The following is a 15351-nucleotide window of genomic DNA, read 5'->3' as shown; positions in this document are numbered from 1 at the left end:
TGCCTCCTACCGGCCGGTTTCTGTGTGTGTGCGGGCGTGTTCTTCAGCTGCCTCTTCCAGGACCAGGACCCCGTTGGCGGCAAGTTCCACCGCCCCGGCGATGTGGGTGCCGGTGAGCACGTCCGTACCGCCTGCCCCGACGTCCACCCGGGCGGGTGCGTCATTGTGGTTGAGGACCAGCAGGTAGCTGCGTCCGTTGCCGGTACGACGCCGGGCTTGCACTCCCAGCGGCGCCTCCAGTTCCGGGCGGATCCCCGCAGCGGTCCGTTCGGCGTCGAGCAGTTCCTCCAGGAAGGTGTCGTCCACCCTGGCCGAGAGGTAGACGGCGGTGCCGCGGCCGAAGCTGTTGCGGGTGACGGCCGGCGAGCCGGCCAGCCGGCCCGAGGCGTAGCTGGCCAGCACGTCCGCGGAGGTGGTGTGCAGGTGCTCGGTCCAATAATCCGCTGAGGCCGTGCCGCCGTCGGCCGTTGAAAGCTTTACGGTCTCACCCTCCCCGGCGAGCGGGTGCAGCTCCTCGCTCCACGCGCCCAGGACGGTGCGGAGGGCGCCCGGGTAGCCGCCCAGCCGGATGGTGTTGTCCTGGTCCACGATGCCGGAAAGGTAGCTTGCCACCAGGCGGCCGCCGCCGGAGACGTAGTCCTCGAGGCGCCGGGCGGCGTCGTCGGTGAGCAGGTAGGTGGCGGGAAGGACCACCAGGCTGTATTGGCTGAGGTCGCTGGTGGTGTCCACGAAGTCCACCGTGATGTTGGCGTCGAAGAAGGGCCGGTACAGGCGGAGGACTTCCTGCGCGTAGTTCAGGTCCGAACGGGGCGAGTTGCCCAGTTCCAGGGCCCACCAGCAGTCCCAGTCGAAGACAAGAGCCACTTTGGCGGTGGAGCGGGTGCCGGTGATGCCTGCCAGGTTCTTCAGTTCCCGGCCCAGCTCGCAGACCTCGCGGAACACCCGGGTGTCCGGCCCGGCGTGGTTAACCATGCCTGAATGGAAGCGTTCAGTGCCGCCCTTGGCCTGGCGCCACTGGAAGAAGAGGATGGAATCGGCTCCCTGGGCGATCGCCTGGTAGGAGCCCAGGCGCATCTTGCCGGGGAGCTTGGAGACGTTGACTGACCATTGGTTGACGGCAGCGGTGGCTTGTTCCATCACCAGCCACGGCTGGCCTTTCCGCAGTGAGCGCATCAGGTCGAAATTCAGTGCGGCGGCAACATGGGCGTCGGCTTCGCGCGGGTCAGGGTAGATGTCCAGCGCGGCGGCGTCTTCCTCGGCGGCCCAGGCCCAATAATCGTTGTTCTTGTAGAAGCGCATGAAGTTGGTGACGACGGGCAGGTCCGGCGTGTGCCGGCGCAGGATGTCCCGCTCGGCCTTGTAGTGCGCCAGCATGCTGGCCGAGGTGAACCGGTGGTAATCCAAGCGGCGGGACGGGTTGGACCAGGGGCGGGGCTGGGCAGGTGCGTTGACCTGGGCCCAGTCGGAGTAGACCTGGCCCCACACGTCGGTGCTCCAGGCCCGGTTCAGTTCCTCCAGGCTGCCGTACTTGGCCTGGAGCCATTCCCGGAAGGCGCGGTCCGCGTGCGGGCCGTAGGAGACGGGGCCGTACTCGTTGTTGACGTGCCACATGCAGAGGGCGGGATGGGCGGCGTACCGCTCCCCCATCTTTTCCGCCATCGCCAGGGACTTTGCACGGTAGGCGGGGTGGGAGACGTCGAAGTGCTGGCGGGAGCCGAAGCCGAAGGTGCTGCCGTCCGCCAGGACCGGAAGGATGTCCGGGTGCCGGGCAACCAGCCAGGCGGGCGGGACTGCATCCGGGGTGGCCAGGTCCACGCCGATGCCGTTCGCGTGCAGCAGGTCCATGATTTCGTCCAGCCAGCCGAAGTCGTAGACGCCGTCTGCCGTTTCGAGCCGGCTCCAGGAGAAGACGGCCAGGGTGACCAGGTTGACCCCGGCTTCCTTCATGAGGCGGACATCCTCGTCCCACACCTCGCGCGGCCACTGTTCCGGATTGTAATCCCCGCCGTACGCGATACCGCCGAGCCGCTCATGCAGGCGCTTAAGCCGGTGTTCGGGAGTATGGGTGTGTTGCTCGCTGGTCATCATTGTCCTTTGGTTGGCATGTTGGCCGCGGGCTCCCCACCATTGCGACCTGCATCACAAAGAGAAACTATCGTAAAGTTTCAGCAATAACAACAAGTGCGCAAAAGTAGGAGTGCGCTTCTCTTCGGCGCAGGGCTGCGGATGGGAACGCTAACAAGGCAGTACGCCCAGGCCCGGCCAGCAAAGTCCGCTAATCGGGGTGAGCGCTGGGTTCAGGATTCTCCAGGCGGGAAAGAAACTATCGGAAACAAGCGCCGGGCCGGGCCACCGTACTGGCGCTCGTGAGGATCACATCCCCGGGCCGCTCGCTACCCTGGCTCCTTAATGTCCTGCTGCACTTCATTGCGTCGCAGGAACCAGGGCTTGAAGGGCGGGTCGAACCGGGCGAACCTGGGAGGGCCAACCGCCACCAGGCCCGCCAGCGTAAGTGCCGCCTGCAGCCCCTTGGTGTGCCGCTCGAAGGAGGATGCGGAGCCGCTGCCTGAGAAGCCTTGGACGGCCGCAAGGGACCCGAGAACTCCACGCACCGTGACCCTGGGGTCGGTGGGAACAGGCGCCGCATCAACGGCCAGCCCAGCCGGCAACACGAATGCCACCACGAATTCGCCAGGGCCGCCCGAACCGGGCAGCGGTCCGCTTTGCAGCACGGGCGCCGTCATCGCCAGCTTTTGGGACGCCGGTTCCTGGATGACCGGAGCAGTCATGGCCAGCTTGCGGCGGGCGGAGTTGTTGCCGCTGATGTAATTGAACAGGTAACGGAACGCTGCATTTCCGGCGCGGTCAAAGTCCGCTGTCACCCTGACCTCGGCCACCACATAGTCGGGATAACGGCGCAGCTCGAAGTGCGGGTACCTGCGAACCACCTCAAAAGGCTGCTGTTCAGTCATGATGCCTCCGAGCCTACGCTCGCGGCTCCAAGGCGGCCAAGCCCGCGGTCTCCAGGAGCCCGGACTCACTCCTGTCAGCAAAACCACACACCTGACCGTTGCCAGGGGCAACCATGACGGGTCATAATAGTTAGCAGAACTAATTAGCAGTGCTAAATAATGCCAGCAGGAGGCGCACCCGCCTATATGTCACCCGCCCATACCCAGCCCCAGGCAACCGCAGACCCCGCCGCTCCCGACACCCTCGCCATCGATCTCCGCACCGCCGTGATGCGCACTTCGCGCCGGCTCCGCGTCGAGGCGACCGGCGACATCATCACCCCCGGCCAGTACACCGTCCTCGCCTTGCTCAACGGCAGCGGTCCCAGCACGCTGCGCGCACTGGCGGAGAGCGAACACGTCCAGGCCCCTTCCATGACCAGGATCGTCAACGCCCTCGCCGACCAAGGCTTCGTCACAAGGTCCGCCAATCCCGACGACGGCCGCCAGGTCCGCGTGGACATCACCGCAGCAGGCAGGACGGTCCTGGAAGAGGCACGCCGGCAGCGGACCGCCTGGCTGGCCCGGCGCGTGGCCGGGCTCAGCGAGGACGACCGGCTCACGCTCAGCCGCGCGGCCCGCATCATGCAGGAAATGAGCGGCAAATGAGCGCAATGTTCCGAGCCCTCGAAAACCCCAACTACCGCATCTGGGCCGGTGGCGCGATCGTGTCCAACATCGGCACCTGGATGCAGCGGGTGGCGCAGGACTGGCTGGTCCTGACCGTCCTGACCGACCACTCCGGTGCCGCCGTAGGCCTCACCACCGGCCTGCAGTTCCTGCCCATGCTGCTGTTCGGCCCCTACGGCGGAGTGCTGGCGGACCGCTACCGCAAACGCATCATCCTGATGTGGACGCAATTGGCCATGGGCTTCACCGGCCTGGCGATCGGCATGCTCGTGGTCACCGGCACCGCACAGTTGTGGCACGCCTACGTGGCAGCGTTCTGCCTGGGTGTTGCCAGCGCCGTGGATGCCCCCGCCCGCCAGGCCTTCGTGTCCGAACTGGTTGGCCAAGACAACATCTCCAACGCCGTGGCCCTGAACTCGGCATCCTTCAATACCGCCCGGCTCACCGGCCCCGCAATCGCCGGCGTCCTCATCGCCTGGGTGGGTACCGGGCCGGTGTTCCTGCTCAACGCCGCCAGCTTTGCCGCGGTGCTGGTCTCCCTCTTCCGGATCCGCACCACCCAGGCCGCTCCGGCGGTGACAGGCACGCGGAACAAACACCAGGTGGTGGAGGGCATACGGTATGTGCGCCGCCGGCCGGACCTCATGTTGATCATGGTCCTGGTGGGCATCCTGGGCGCGTTCGGAATGAACTTCCCGGTCATCAACTCGCTGATGGCCACCACCGAGTTCAGCATGGGACCCAGCGAATTCGGGCTCCTCGGCTCGATCATGGCAGTGGGTACCCTGGCCGGTGCCCTCCTGGCGGCGCGCCGGTCCGGCCCGCGGCTGCGCTTCCTGCTGGGCGGGGCGTTGGGTTTGGGATTCTTTACGATCCTGGGCAGCCTGGCTCCGTCGTTTTGGACCTACGCCGCCATCCTGATTCCGGTGGGCCTGGCCTCCATCACGTTCCTGAACAGCTGCAACACCAGCATCCAGCTCTCCGTGGAGGCTCCGTTCCGCGGCCGTGTCCTGGCGCTGTACCTGGCCGTGCTGCAAGGCGGGACCGCGCTGGGGTCGCCGCTGGTGGGCTGGATCGGCAGCCAGTTCGGCGCCCGCTGGTCCGTGGCGTCCGGCGGCATCGTGGTGCTCCTGGCCGGTATTGCGGCCGTGGTGGCAGTGAGCAGGCGGAACCGGATCACCTTCCGCGGCGCGCTCCGGATGGCGCTGGGCCGGCGGGAGCCTGCTGTCTGAGTAATCGTTGGGCAGGAGCGGCCGACGGCGGCACCTGAAGCAGAGCGGGAGATGGAGCCTTACGGCGTGGGCGTGGCGACAATATCGACCGAGATTTCGACCGCCGGCACCGCTCCCCGGTTCTCCAGCCAGTGCGTTGTGTTCCGGTCCTCCGGCCAGCCCACTCCCGGCCCGTACTCCGTGGCCACGCCGTCCCGGTGGTCAGTGATGGTCCCCTGCAGGATGTAGACGGTGCCGGGCCGCCCGGCATGGTCGTGCAGGGGGCCAAAGACGCCCCCGGGCGCGATGGTCACCATCCGCATCCGCAACTGGCGCCCTTCCATCCCGTCGATCTCGCCGGCAAGGTCAACCGTTGCCAGCAACTCCACCGAAACGCCGGTGGTGTCCGGCGCCACCTCCTCGCCGCTCATTGCGTCCCCTTCCATCAGCCTGGCGCGACGGCGGTGCCGGCCCCTGCCGCTGCCGGGCACCCGGGTGCGGGTGCTGCGGGCGGCAGGTGCCGACGTCGTTCTTGTGGTGCCCAGCCTGCTACCGCAGGCCGCGGCGGTCAACGTGGAAGCGAGGAAATGTTCAGGATGTTGCCCTCACTGTCCAGGAACCAGGCTGCCTCGCCCATGCCTTCCATCGATGCGATGCCGTTCTCGGTCTTCAGGCCCGGCATGTCGTATTCTTCAAAAACAACGCCGCGGCCGCGGAGCTCTTCCACGTCACGCCGCACATCATCGGTTCCCCACCCAATCTGCGTGTTCTTGGCTGAACCGGCATTGTCCGTTTGGTAAATCAGGAACGCCGTACCCTTCCCGCACCGGTAGACAAGCCCGCCGTCCGCCATGGTCCGCTCGGGCTCCAGCCCCAGCTTGTCCCGATAGAACTCCCGCGCCCGGTCAACGTCCTTCGCCGGCAAAACAGCCATGACTTCCAGATCCTTGAGCATGACAACAACTCTCCTTGACACATTTCCCGATGGCGATGCTCTCCCCCGAATCGGTCCGGACGTCCCCCGCCGGGCCTCGTGGCCGTCCTTCCCGCCGAATGCCGGGGCGGCCACCTGGAGCTCCCTGATCCGCGATGGCAGAAACCATCGGCACGGGGTTCCCGAAGTCTACGAGGCCATTATGGAACTGTTCGTTCCCGCATGGAATAGGGGTATTTAAAGCCGGCAGGGGCAGTGGCTGCGCGGCTATTTCCGGGCAGCGGAGATGGCCCGGCGGGTGGCCCTGCCTGCCACCGCGACCAACGGAACCAGGCATGCCAGGACGGCGATGGTGTTGGGACGGAACGCCGGGCTGCCATTGACCGTCCGGTACACCCCCAGGGGCAAGACGAACCCGCCGCCGCCTCCACCCGAAGCCCCTTCCTCCGATTCCGTGCCGCCGCCGAAGCCGAATGACACCAGCGCCACGGGCACGATCTCCTCCCCGCCCAGGTTTACCGGAGGGCCGTAGGCGCGGGCCACGCCCATGTTCTTGAAGGTGTCAACGAGGGACGCGAAGGTGTCAGCCATGGGTTCAGGATAGGCGCCACGGCGGCTGACAGGCAGGTCCATAGGTCCTGCCGAACATGCTGTTACCGCCGGATTTCCGCCAGCCGCAGCCGGACAATGTCCGCTATGACGTCATCCGGTACCGGCCGGGCCGCGCTGAAGCGGATGGTTCCTTTGGACAGCGAATAGCCCTCCAGCCGGCCGGCCACTGCCTCCACGACGGCGGAGGAGAACGGAAAGATCGAAAGGTGCCTGGCCGCGGCCACGGCAGCAAGCAGCGGCTTTCCGTCGACTTTGAGGGCGGGCATCCCGTAGCTCATCCCCTCCGTGGCGTCCGGGGCCACGGACCGGGCAATCTCCACCACATGCTGGAGGCACCCGCGGTCCGGTTCGCCGGCCGCGGCCAGGGCTTCGTCAACGGCGCCCAAGGAGCGTCAGCCCTTCCGGGCTGCAACCGTGGTTGCCAGTGCCGCCAGGCCACGCTCGAAGTCGCCGCCCACCAGCTTGTCCATGTTCATGAACAGGGCGAACACCTTGCCGATGCCCTTGTTCTCCCCGGTCATCAGCCACGTCACCTCGGTGCCGCCCGGCGCCGGGCTGAACGTGAACGTAGTGGGGTTCAGTGCCTTGAAAGGCTTGGTGAACTGCAACCGGATCCCGATGCGGCTCGAAGGAACGGACTCCACGATCTCCATGGTTCCGCTGCCGGCCTTCCGGTTGCCGTTCCACTCGTAGCCCGCACCGGTACCTGATTCGCTGCCGAAGTAGCGGCGGCTCATTCCCGGGTCGACCGCCTCCCAGGGTGACCACGCGGTCCATTCGTGGAAGTTGTTCACCAGCGGAAAAATTTCTTCGGCGGCGGCAGGGATGACGGCGCTGCGGCGGACCTCGAAAGTAGACATGGGCCAAGCATAGGGCCGCAGGCCGCCCGCGTTAAGGGAGGACCACGTTCACCGGTTCGCGGCCCTCAAGCAGCAGCCCGATCTGCTTCCTGACCAGGCGCACCATGCGGGGGAACATGGCCGAGCTGGCACCGCCGACGTGCGGGGTGATGAGAACGCCCCGGGTGGTCCACAGCGGATGGCCGGCGGGCAACGGTTCAGGGTCCGTCACGTCCAGGGCAGCGCGGAGGCGGCCGATTGACGTCTCCGCGAGCAAGGCGTCCGTATCGGCTACCGGACCACGGGCCACGTTCACCAGCAGGGCGCCGTCCGGCATGGCGGCCAGGAACTTGGCGTCCACCAGTTGCTCGGTCTGTCCGCTGAGGGGAACACTGACCACCACGATCTCGTGCAGCGGCAGCTGTTCGTAGAGCGAGTCGATCCCGTGGATGGTTCCACGATCGTCCTCCCGCGCGCGGCTGGCCATGCGGGTGACCTCAGTTTCGAACGGGAGGAGCCGGGCCTCGATGGCCTTGCCTACTCCCCCATAGCCCACCAGCAGGACGCGCCTGTCCGCCAGGCTGGGGCGCTGGCTGTTGTCCCACGTGCCGTTGTCCTGGTTCCGGACGAAATCCGGGATGCCGCGCTGGGCGGCGACCATCATGCCCACGGCAAGCTCCGCCGTCGACGTCTCATGGACTCCGGCCGCGTTGGCGAAGGTGACACCGTCAGGCAAAACCGCGGCGACGCCGTCGTACCCGATGGACTGGCTCTGCACCAGGCCAACGTCTACGCCCTCCAGCGCGGCGAGCGCGGACGGTTTGCCCATGTAGGGCGGCACCAGCAGGTCCAGCCGGCCTTCCGGGGCAGGGCCGGCCAGGTCCCAGAGCACAAAGTCGACGCCGTCAAGGGGCGCCAGTGCGTCCAGCAGGTTTTGGGCGGCCAGGCATACGCGCAGGCGGGCGCTCATGCGGCGACCATCAGCTTGACGTTGGCGGCGCCCAAGGCATCCTCGATTTCCTGCGGCGGCGGGGCATCCGTCACCAGGATGTCCACTGCGTCAAAGGCTGCCAGACGCGCCAGCGCGTACCTGAGCATCTTCTGGTGGGTTGCCACCACCACCACCTGTTCCGCTGAATTCATAAGGGCGATCTTAGTGGCGCGCTCCACGTCCCGCTCGATGTAGAAGGCCTCGTCGTGGATACCGCTCACCCCGATGAACGCCGTCTTGGCACGCAGGCCGGCCGCCGCACTGACCGTCATGGGACCGTTGAACGCCTGGCTGTCCAGCAACAGCTCCCCGCCAAGGCAGATGGTGCGCGCCGCCGTGAGCTGCAGGCAGCGCTGGATGGCGGGTGCGGAGTGCGTGATGATGGTGCCCGTGAAGGACGTCGGCAGTTCCTGGGCGATCTGGTAGGTGGTGGTGCCGGCATCCAGGATGATGGCATCCCGCTCGCCGATCATTGCTACGCAGGCACGCGCCACCCGCAGCTTGGCGTCGGCGTCCTCCCGGACCCGGGCGGCGAAGTTCGCGTTCTGGCCGTGCCCTTCCACGGCACTGACCCCGCCATGGACCACCCGGACCAGGCCGCGCTTGGCCAGCACTCGGGTGTCCCGCCGCACGGTCATGTCGGAGACCGCAAACGTCCCCGCGAGATCGTTGGTGGAAATGAAGCCCTTCCGGCCCAGCTCATCAAGGATGGTGAGCTGTCGGGGCGTCAGCGGCGCCTCTTCATGTGCGGTGCTCATAAGCTGCTCTTCCCTCCCCAATGCGCCGGGCAGAGCCTGGCGGCGTGTTGGACTTCCAACACAAATCTTCTTACGAACGTACCCCGGAAACAGTATTCGCAAGCTCCACGGGGCGTCCTTCCGTAATAGAACGTTCCGCCGCCAGGCCCATCCGCACGGACTGCAGGCCGTCAGCAACAGTGACCTCCACAGGGCCTTCGCCCAGGATGGCCTTCCGGTATCCAAGGTGCTCGTAGTAGGTGGAACCGTGATGGGCCCCGGCCGCGAGGACGGCCTCATCCACGGGCACTTCATGCTTTTCCGGGCCGAGCGGGGACCGCGGACTGAATTCCACCGTCGCTTCGGCCTCGTCGCCGGGGATCCAGTGGTTGGCAGCCACCGGGATCAGGGTTTCGATCTTGGCGGCGTCGCCCACAATGGAGATCCGTTCCTGGAACTTGGACCCTTCCGCGAACATGGACAGCTCCAGCATGGCCCGGCGGCCGCCCTTGAAGTCGACAATCACGTAGGCGTTGTCCACCATGTCCGAAACCCGGCCGTCGTATACCTCGTCCATGTGGTTTACGTCGTGGCCGCCGCTGGCGTAGACCCGGACGGGCTCATCCTGCAGGATCAGGCGCATCAGGTCGAAGAAGTGGCAGCACTTCTCCACCAGGGTGCCGCCGGTCCGCTCGGCGAAGCGGTTCCAGGCATCCACCTTGTGCAGGAACGGGAAGCGGTGTTCCACGATGGAAAGCATGTAGATGCTGCCGAGCTTTCCGTTGTGCGCCGCCTGGATGACCTCCTGGACCGGCGGCATGTACCGGTACTCCATGGCAACCCACACCGGTGCCGGGTAGCCCGCGGCGAGCACTTCGAGTTCGTCCGCCTGCTCAGCGCTGGTGCACACCGGCTTTTCCACCAGGACGGGGAGGTTGGTGCCGCTGGCGAAGATGTCCTTCAGGATGCCCAGGTGGGTGTCGTTGGGGCTGGCGATCACCAGCGCGTCCACCAGCCCCGAGACCAGCAGTTCCTGGTGGGACGCAAAGAGCTGTACGTCATAGCCGATCTCACTGGCAGTCTCCTCGAGGGATGACGGCGTGGGATCGGACACTGCGGTGATCCGGCTCCCCGGGATCAGTGCAAGGTTCCTGACATGTTCGCGGGCCATGTGGCCTGCACCGATGAGTCCGTACCGGATGGTCCGGACCGATTCCGCAGTAGGCAATGACATGAGCTGCTCCGTTTCTCTACGTTGAGTGGGGGGACCGCGGCGTTGCATCCCAAACACAACTATACAGAAAGTGTTGTTTTTCCAACATAGCGTGTGTATATTTCTTCAATACCAGCCGGAACTACAACGAGGTGGAACGTGCCCCAACCGTCAACTGGAACCCTGCTCTTCGTAGGCTGTGCCACTCTTGACTCCATTGCCCTGGTGCAGGACTACCCCGCCGCGGACAGCCGGACCGTCGCCACGGATTTCGCGACGGCGGGCGGCGGCCCGGCGGCCACAGCAGCCGTCGCAGCAGCACGGGCCGGTGCGGACACCGCCTTCGCCGGAGTCCTCGGCACCGATGAAGAAGGCGACCGCATCATTGCCGGGCTTGAAGCCGAAGGCGTAGACACCTCCGCCGTGATCCGCGATCCCGGCGTAAAGACCGGTGCCAGCGTGATCATCGTCAGCAAGGCCACGGAGAGCCGGGCTATCGTCACCCGGCCCGTGCCGCCGGTCAGCTTCCCCGCGGGCAGCCGTTTCTTTGACCTGCTGGCATCCGCCGCCTGGGTCCATGCCGACCACCTAGGGTGGAATGCAGTCTCAGGTGCCCGCCCCGCACCGCTGAACATCAGCGTGGACGCCGGCAATCCCATCCCGTCCTTCAGCCCGGGCGCCGTCGCACTCTACGTGCCCACCATAGAAAGGCTCCAGGCAGAGTACGGCGCCGGCCACTCCCCCGAGGCCCTCCTGGGCAAAGCGCTCGACGACGGCGCCTCCGCCGTCGTCGCCACCGCCGGCTCAGACGGCGCCTGGGTCCTGGAACGCGGCGGGGACCCCGTCCACGTGCCGGCCACGCCGGCGGACATCGTCTCCACCCTCGGCGCCGGCGACGTTTACCACGGAGCGCTCCTCGCCGCCGTCGCCGGCGGGCTGCCGCTGGTGGAAGCCGCCGCATTCGCCGGCCGCACCGCCACCGCGTCCTGCGCCGGGCTGGACGGCCGCTCTGCCATCCCGCACCAGTCCATCAGGTCCGAACCTGCAACCAACCAACCTGCCCAGTCCCTTACCGCCTGAAAGAAGCAGCCCATGAGCCACACAGACCTTTCCCCGCTCCAACGCCCGTCGGGCGCGTTCGCCATGCTTGCCGTTGACCAGCGTGAAGCCATGCGCAACATGTTCGCCGAGCACACCGACCAGCCCGTCACGGACCAGGAACTCCGGGATTTCAAGCTCGAGGCCGCCAGGATCCTCACCCCCCATGCATCCGGCGTCCTCATCGACCGCCAGTTCGCCCTGGACCAGGCCATCGAGACGGGGGTGGTTGACCCGGACTGCGGGCTGATTGCCTCCGCAGACCACTTCGAGTCCGCCCACGGCGAGCTGGTAGGCGAGGTGACCATCGACCGCCTCGTGGACCCGCACAAGTACAAAGCCCTGGGCGTCAAGGCCCTCAAGCTGCTGGTGCTCTACCGCCCGGACGAGCCCGCAGAGGGCCGCGTGGCCATGGTCCGGGAGTTTGTGGAGAGCTGCAGGTCCGCAGGGCTGATCAGCATCATCGAACCCGTCTCCCGCAAGCCCCTGGCAGGCGGGGACTTTGACTGGAACGCCGGCATCCTGGCCGCTGCCAAGGAACTGGGCAGCCTGGGCGCGGACCTGTACAAAGCCGAAGTCCCCTTCAAGGGCCAGGCGTCCGAGGAAGAAGTCCGCGCCGCGTGCGCCGAGCTGACCAAGGCCATCGACGGCCCCTGGGTGGTCCTGTCCTCCGGCGTTCCCGAGGACGTGTTCCCCGACGCCGTCCGGTGGGCCTGCCTCGAAGGTGCCAGCGGCTTCCTCTCCGGACGCGCCGTCTGGGCCTCCTGCATCGGCGCCCCCGACGTCGTCGCATCCCTCTCCACCGACGCCGTCCGCCGGCTGCAGCGTCTCTGCGCCGTGGTGGACGACGTCGTGTCCGCCCAAAGGACCAACGCCTAGGCACACCTGCCACACCACAGCACCGTCACGGGGCCTGGCCCCTTTTTCAGCAGCAAGCAAACAAGGCACAGCAAACACTCAACGAGGAGATTATTGTGAGTCAGATTTCACGCAGGCAGGCAGTCGCCCTTCTCGGGGCCATGGGCTTCGGCGCCGCCGCGGCAGCCTGCGCCGGGCCCGGCGGTTCCACCAAGCCGGGAGGGGCCACCGGACCGGCGGCACCCGCCACCGGAGCCGTCACCGGCAAGGTGTCCTTCGCCCACTGGCGCGGCGAGGACAAGGCCGTGTTCGACGAACTCATCAAGCGCTTCGCTGCAAAGCACGACGGCGTCGAGGTGGCCCAGGATATCTCCACCTCCAACGACTACAACGCCCAGGCCCTGCAGAAGCTGCGCGGCGGTTCCATCGGCGACGCGTTCGCCACCTTCCGCGGCGCGCAGTTCAAGAACTTTACCGAGGCCGGGATCTACACCGACCTCAAGGGCAGCAAAGCCGCAGGCAACTACCAGAAGGGGCTCCTGTCCGCCGGGCAGAGTGGCGACAACCAGCTGGGCCTGCCCTACCAGGTGGTGTTCCCCATGCCCATGGCCAACCTGGACCTCTTCGACAAGGCCGGCGCCGAGACCGCCCCGAAGAACTGGGACGCCTTCCTGGGCATGTGCGAAAAACTCGCCGCTGCCGGCGTCATCCCCATCTCCTGGCCGGGCGGCGATGTTGGAAACGGCGGCCAGCTGTTCAACTGCATGATTGCCAACAACGCCCCCGTGGACGACATGTGCGCCCAGATCGAACAGGGCAAGCTCAAGTGCACCGACGACTGGTTCATCAAGATGCTCAACCAGTACAAGGACCTGAAGCCCTTCGTGCAGCCCAACGCCACCGGGACCGCCGTCGAACCGGCCCAGAACCTGTTCTCCCAGGGCAAGGCCGCCATGCTTGCCACCGGCTCGTACCACCTCGCAGCCGTCCGCGGCCTGGGTGCCAAGTTCCCGATCGACCTGGTGTTCCCCAACACCAGCTCCGACGGCAACGGAAAATGGGAGGGCGCCTACAACGCCACCTTCATCCTGGGCGTCAACTCGGCCAGCAAGAACCAGGCGGCCGCTGCGGCATGGATCGATTTCCTCTCCGAGCCCGAGAACGCCGGGTACTACGCCAACCAGACCGCCCAGCATGTGTCCGTGGACAAGGTGGAGTACACCAACCCCGACCTGAAGCGGCTGAGCCCCTGGCTGCAAAAGAAGACGGCGCTGGCCGCCCGTTTCCAGTTCAATAACCTCGATGTCCGCAACGCGGTGGAGGCCAGCGCCACGGCCGTCATCTCCGGCACCAGCCCGGAGCAGGCAGCCGCTGCCGCCCAGAAGATTGTTGACGAACGGCTATGAGCATCCATCCCGGAACGGCTGCCAAGCGCAAAGCGCCGGACAGCCATACCCCCGCAAACCCTGCCAAGGTGCGCCGCCGCTCTCCCACGCGGGTGAATCCGGCCCTGTACCTCTTCCCGCTGCCCGCCGTCGCCGTCGTGGCCTTCTTCCTGGTGATGCCCACGCTGCAGGCGTTCCAGTACGCCATTACGGACTGGAACGGTTTCTCCGCGGCGTTCAATTACGTGGGTGTGGACAACTTCGTCCGGGCGTTCACCAAGGACTCGCTGTTCACGAACGCGCTGACGAACAACCTGAAGTTCGTGCTGTTGGTGGTGATCGCCCAGACAGCGTTCTCGCTGGTCCTGGCGCTGCTCCTCACCAAGAACTCGCGGGGCAGCATCCTGCTCCGCGCCCTGTTCTTCTTCCCCACCATCCTGTCCTCCGTGTCGGTGGCCTTCATCTGGAAGTTCATCTACGACCCCAACTTCGGCCTGGCCAACACGGTCCTCCGAACCGTGGGGGTGGATGGCGGAGCCTACCTCGGCAACGATGCCCAGGCTTTGTACTGGGTAGCCGTCACCCAGGTCTGGTTCCATTCGGGCCAGATGATGGTGGTCTACATTGCCGGGCTGCAGGCCATCCCCAGGGAACTCTACGAAGCGGCTGAAATGGACGGGGCCAACAGATGGCAGCAGTTCAAGTCCATTACCTGGCCGTTCGTGGCACCGGCCACCTCCATTGTGGTGGCCTACACCACCGTGCAGTCATTCAAGGCCTTCGACCTGATCCTCGGCATCGCGGGCAACCCGCCCAAGGCCGCCTTGGACATCCTCTCCACCCGCATTTACAGCACCTTTGCCAACTCGGAGTTCGGCTACGCCGCCGCCCAGTCGATCATCTTCATGGCGATGATCGCCCTGGTCACGTGGCTCCAGCGCCGGTTGCTCCGGCTGACCCCGAAGGGGGACTAGCAGCATGCTCGCAACACTAAGCCGCCGCGCCATCCTGGCCATTTACGCGGTCATCATCATCGTTCCGCTGACCGTGGTGGCATTCGGCAGTTTCAAGTCCACCCAGGAACTGTTCGCCGGCCCGTTCAGCCTTCCGCATTCCCTCGCACCGGATAATTTCGTCGAGGTGGTGGGCGGCCAGAACCTGGGTTCGTCCTTCATGAACAGCGTGATCGTTACCGGCATTTCGGTGCCGCTGACCCTGTTCGTGGCCAGCCTGGCCGGCTACGCCGTGTCCCGGTTGAAGGGGTTCATGTCCTGGGCCATCTTCGGATTCCTGGTCCTGGGCATGGCTATCCCGGCACAAGCCAACATGGTGCCGCTCTACGTCCTCTTCGGCAGGCTGGGCCTGCTGGACAACCTGGCCGGCCTGATCCTGGCCAACGTGGTGTCCACGCTTCCCATCGCCGTTTTCATCCTGGGCGGGTTCATGCGCACCCTGCCCAAGGAACTCTATGAAGCCTCCTCCATCGACGGCAGCGGGCCGTGGAAAACCTACTCCTCCATCGCCCTGCCGCTCTCCGCGCCCTCGATCGCCGCCGCCGCCATCTTCCTGTTCGTCATCCACTGGAACGAACTGCTGTACCCGCTGCTGTTCATTCAGACCCCCGGAAACCGGACCCTGCCCCTGGCACTGCTCAGCTTCCAGGGCGAGTTCCAGACCAACTACCCGCTGCTGTTCGCCGGCGTGATCCTGGCCTCCCTTCCCGTCGTGGTGGCATACGTCTTCCTGCAGCGCTACTTCGTTGCCGGCATTACGGCGGGCGCAAGCAAAGGATGAGTACGACGACGACGGGCGGCACCGGCGGTGCCCTCCCG

17 protein-coding genes are annotated in these 15351 nt (G+C 66.2%); 7 read left to right on the top strand and 10 right to left on the bottom strand.

Annotated elements, in window-relative coordinates; genetic code table 11:
- Positions 1 to 6 precede the first annotated feature (6 nt).
- Together AB4Y79_RS10425 and AB4Y79_RS10420 are read right to left on the bottom strand one after the other, a co-directional pair.
- Complete coding sequence (locus AB4Y79_RS10425; protein ID WP_441861141.1) at positions 7 to 2085, bottom strand: beta-galactosidase; 2079 nt, start codon at positions 2083 to 2085, stop codon at positions 7 to 9.
- Between the two features lie 308 nt (positions 2086 to 2393).
- Positions 2394 to 2972: an SOUL family heme-binding protein gene (locus tag AB4Y79_RS10420; RefSeq protein WP_441861139.1), complete on the bottom strand. Its 579-nt coding sequence runs from the start codon at positions 2970 to 2972 to the stop codon at positions 2394 to 2396.
- Positions 2973 to 3158: 186 nt separating this feature from the next.
- Here AB4Y79_RS10420 and AB4Y79_RS10415 point away from each other — a divergent pair, with 186 nt between their 5' ends.
- Positions 3159 to 3620: a MarR family winged helix-turn-helix transcriptional regulator gene (locus AB4Y79_RS10415; RefSeq protein WP_441861136.1), complete on the top strand. Its 462-nt coding sequence runs from the start codon at positions 3159 to 3161 to the stop codon at positions 3618 to 3620.
- Positions 3617 to 4873 carry an MFS transporter gene (locus tag AB4Y79_RS10410; RefSeq protein ID WP_441861133.1) on the top strand — a complete coding sequence of 419 codons (1257 nt, stop codon included), beginning with the start codon at positions 3617 to 3619 and terminating at the stop codon, positions 4871 to 4873. The genes AB4Y79_RS10415 and AB4Y79_RS10410 overlap by 4 nt, the downstream gene beginning before the upstream one ends.
- 59 nt (positions 4874 to 4932) lie before the next feature.
- On the opposite strand, the gene AB4Y79_RS10405 is transcribed toward AB4Y79_RS10410, so the two are convergent.
- The 8 genes from AB4Y79_RS10405 to AB4Y79_RS10370 all read right to left on the bottom strand — a co-directional run bounded on the left by AB4Y79_RS10405 (position 4933) and on the right by AB4Y79_RS10370 (position 10199).
- Complete coding sequence (locus AB4Y79_RS10405; RefSeq protein WP_441861131.1) at positions 4933 to 5283, bottom strand: cupin domain-containing protein; 351 nt, start codon at positions 5281 to 5283, stop codon at positions 4933 to 4935.
- Between the two features lie 137 nt (positions 5284 to 5420).
- A complete protein-coding gene (locus AB4Y79_RS10400) occupies positions 5421 to 5807 on the bottom strand; it encodes a VOC family protein (RefSeq protein ID WP_441861129.1) in 387 nt (128 codons plus the stop codon).
- 246 nt (positions 5808 to 6053) lie between these two features.
- Entirely contained in the window at positions 6054 to 6377 is a 324-nt protein-coding gene (locus tag AB4Y79_RS10395; RefSeq protein WP_441861126.1) for a hypothetical protein, read from the bottom strand.
- A gap of 62 nt (positions 6378 to 6439) precedes the next feature.
- Entirely contained in the window at positions 6440 to 6784 is a 345-nt protein-coding gene (locus AB4Y79_RS10390) for an iron chaperone (RefSeq protein ID WP_441861124.1), read from the bottom strand.
- Between the two features lie 6 nt (positions 6785 to 6790).
- Positions 6791 to 7258, bottom strand: coding sequence for an SRPBCC family protein (locus tag AB4Y79_RS10385; RefSeq protein ID WP_441861121.1), 468 nt, complete (start codon positions 7256 to 7258; stop codon positions 6791 to 6793).
- Between the two features lie 31 nt (positions 7259 to 7289).
- Positions 7290 to 8207: a 2-hydroxyacid dehydrogenase gene (locus AB4Y79_RS10380; RefSeq protein ID WP_441861119.1), complete on the bottom strand. Its 918-nt coding sequence runs from the start codon at positions 8205 to 8207 to the stop codon at positions 7290 to 7292.
- A complete protein-coding gene (locus AB4Y79_RS10375) occupies positions 8204 to 8986 on the bottom strand; it encodes a DeoR/GlpR family DNA-binding transcription regulator (protein ID WP_441861116.1) in 783 nt (260 codons plus the stop codon). The genes AB4Y79_RS10380 and AB4Y79_RS10375 overlap by 4 nt, the downstream gene beginning before the upstream one ends.
- A gap of 70 nt (positions 8987 to 9056) precedes the next feature.
- Positions 9057 to 10199 (bottom strand): Gfo/Idh/MocA family protein, encoded by a 1143-nt coding sequence (locus tag AB4Y79_RS10370; protein ID WP_441861114.1) that lies wholly within the window; start codon positions 10197 to 10199, stop codon positions 9057 to 9059.
- Positions 10200 to 10337: 138 nt separating this feature from the next.
- Here AB4Y79_RS10370 and AB4Y79_RS10365 point away from each other — a divergent pair, with 138 nt between their 5' ends.
- The 5 genes from AB4Y79_RS10365 (at position 10338) to AB4Y79_RS10345 (ending at position 15313) form a co-directional block, all read left to right on the top strand.
- Positions 10338 to 11258, top strand: coding sequence for a PfkB family carbohydrate kinase (locus AB4Y79_RS10365; RefSeq protein ID WP_441861111.1), 921 nt, complete (start codon positions 10338 to 10340; stop codon positions 11256 to 11258).
- Between the two features lie 12 nt (positions 11259 to 11270).
- Positions 11271 to 12155 (top strand): aldolase, encoded by an 885-nt coding sequence (locus AB4Y79_RS10360; protein WP_441861108.1) that lies wholly within the window; start codon positions 11271 to 11273, stop codon positions 12153 to 12155.
- Positions 12156 to 12250: 95 nt separating this feature from the next.
- Positions 12251 to 13540 (top strand): ABC transporter substrate-binding protein, encoded by a 1290-nt coding sequence (locus AB4Y79_RS10355; RefSeq protein ID WP_441861106.1) that lies wholly within the window; start codon positions 12251 to 12253, stop codon positions 13538 to 13540.
- Positions 13537 to 14493, top strand: coding sequence for a carbohydrate ABC transporter permease (locus AB4Y79_RS10350; RefSeq protein ID WP_441861103.1), 957 nt, complete (start codon positions 13537 to 13539; stop codon positions 14491 to 14493). The genes AB4Y79_RS10355 and AB4Y79_RS10350 overlap by 4 nt, the downstream gene beginning before the upstream one ends.
- A 4-nt stretch (positions 14494 to 14497) precedes the next feature.
- On the top strand, positions 14498 to 15313 hold the full coding sequence (locus AB4Y79_RS10345; protein WP_441861100.1) for a carbohydrate ABC transporter permease: 816 nt from the start codon (positions 14498 to 14500) through the stop codon (positions 15311 to 15313).
- Positions 15314 to 15351: the final 38 nt, after the last annotated feature.

The organism is Pseudarthrobacter sp. YAF2, assembly GCF_052113345.1.
In the GTDB taxonomy this organism is placed as follows: Bacteria; Actinomycetota; Actinomycetes; order Actinomycetales; family Micrococcaceae; genus Arthrobacter.
This window is presented reverse-complemented; position numbering and strand designations above follow the sequence as displayed.

Excerpts from the sequence above, each read along its gene's own strand:
- AB4Y79_RS10345 (WP_441861100.1), top strand. The coding sequence starts at position 14,498 with ATGCTCGCAACACTAAGCCGCCGCGCCATCCTGGCCATTTACGCGGTC.
- AB4Y79_RS10400 (WP_441861129.1), bottom strand. The coding sequence starts at position 5,807 with ATGCTCAAGGATCTGGAAGTCATGGCTGTTTTGCCGGCGAAGGACGTT.
- AB4Y79_RS10415 (WP_441861136.1), top strand. The coding sequence starts at position 3,159 with ATGTCACCCGCCCATACCCAGCCCCAGGCAACCGCAGACCCCGCCGCT.
- AB4Y79_RS10360 (WP_441861108.1), top strand. The coding sequence starts at position 11,271 with ATGAGCCACACAGACCTTTCCCCGCTCCAACGCCCGTCGGGCGCGTTC.
- AB4Y79_RS10405 (WP_441861131.1), bottom strand. The coding sequence starts at position 5,283 with ATGAGCGGCGAGGAGGTGGCGCCGGACACCACCGGCGTTTCGGTGGAG.
- AB4Y79_RS10350 (WP_441861103.1), top strand. The coding sequence starts at position 13,537 with ATGAGCATCCATCCCGGAACGGCTGCCAAGCGCAAAGCGCCGGACAGC.
- AB4Y79_RS10420 (WP_441861139.1), bottom strand. The coding sequence starts at position 2,972 with ATGACTGAACAGCAGCCTTTTGAGGTGGTTCGCAGGTACCCGCACTTC.
- AB4Y79_RS10395 (WP_441861126.1), bottom strand. The coding sequence starts at position 6,377 with ATGGCTGACACCTTCGCGTCCCTCGTTGACACCTTCAAGAACATGGGC.
- AB4Y79_RS10380 (WP_441861119.1), bottom strand. The coding sequence starts at position 8,207 with ATGAGCGCCCGCCTGCGCGTATGCCTGGCCGCCCAAAACCTGCTGGAC.
- AB4Y79_RS10425 (WP_441861141.1), bottom strand. The coding sequence starts at position 2,085 with ATGACCAGCGAGCAACACACCCATACTCCCGAACACCGGCTTAAGCGC.
- AB4Y79_RS10410 (WP_441861133.1), top strand. The coding sequence starts at position 3,617 with ATGAGCGCAATGTTCCGAGCCCTCGAAAACCCCAACTACCGCATCTGG.
- AB4Y79_RS10375 (WP_441861116.1), bottom strand. The coding sequence starts at position 8,986 with ATGAGCACCGCACATGAAGAGGCGCCGCTGACGCCCCGACAGCTCACC.
- AB4Y79_RS10370 (WP_441861114.1), bottom strand. The coding sequence starts at position 10,199 with ATGTCATTGCCTACTGCGGAATCGGTCCGGACCATCCGGTACGGACTC.
- AB4Y79_RS10385 (WP_441861121.1), bottom strand. The coding sequence starts at position 7,258 with ATGTCTACTTTCGAGGTCCGCCGCAGCGCCGTCATCCCTGCCGCCGCC.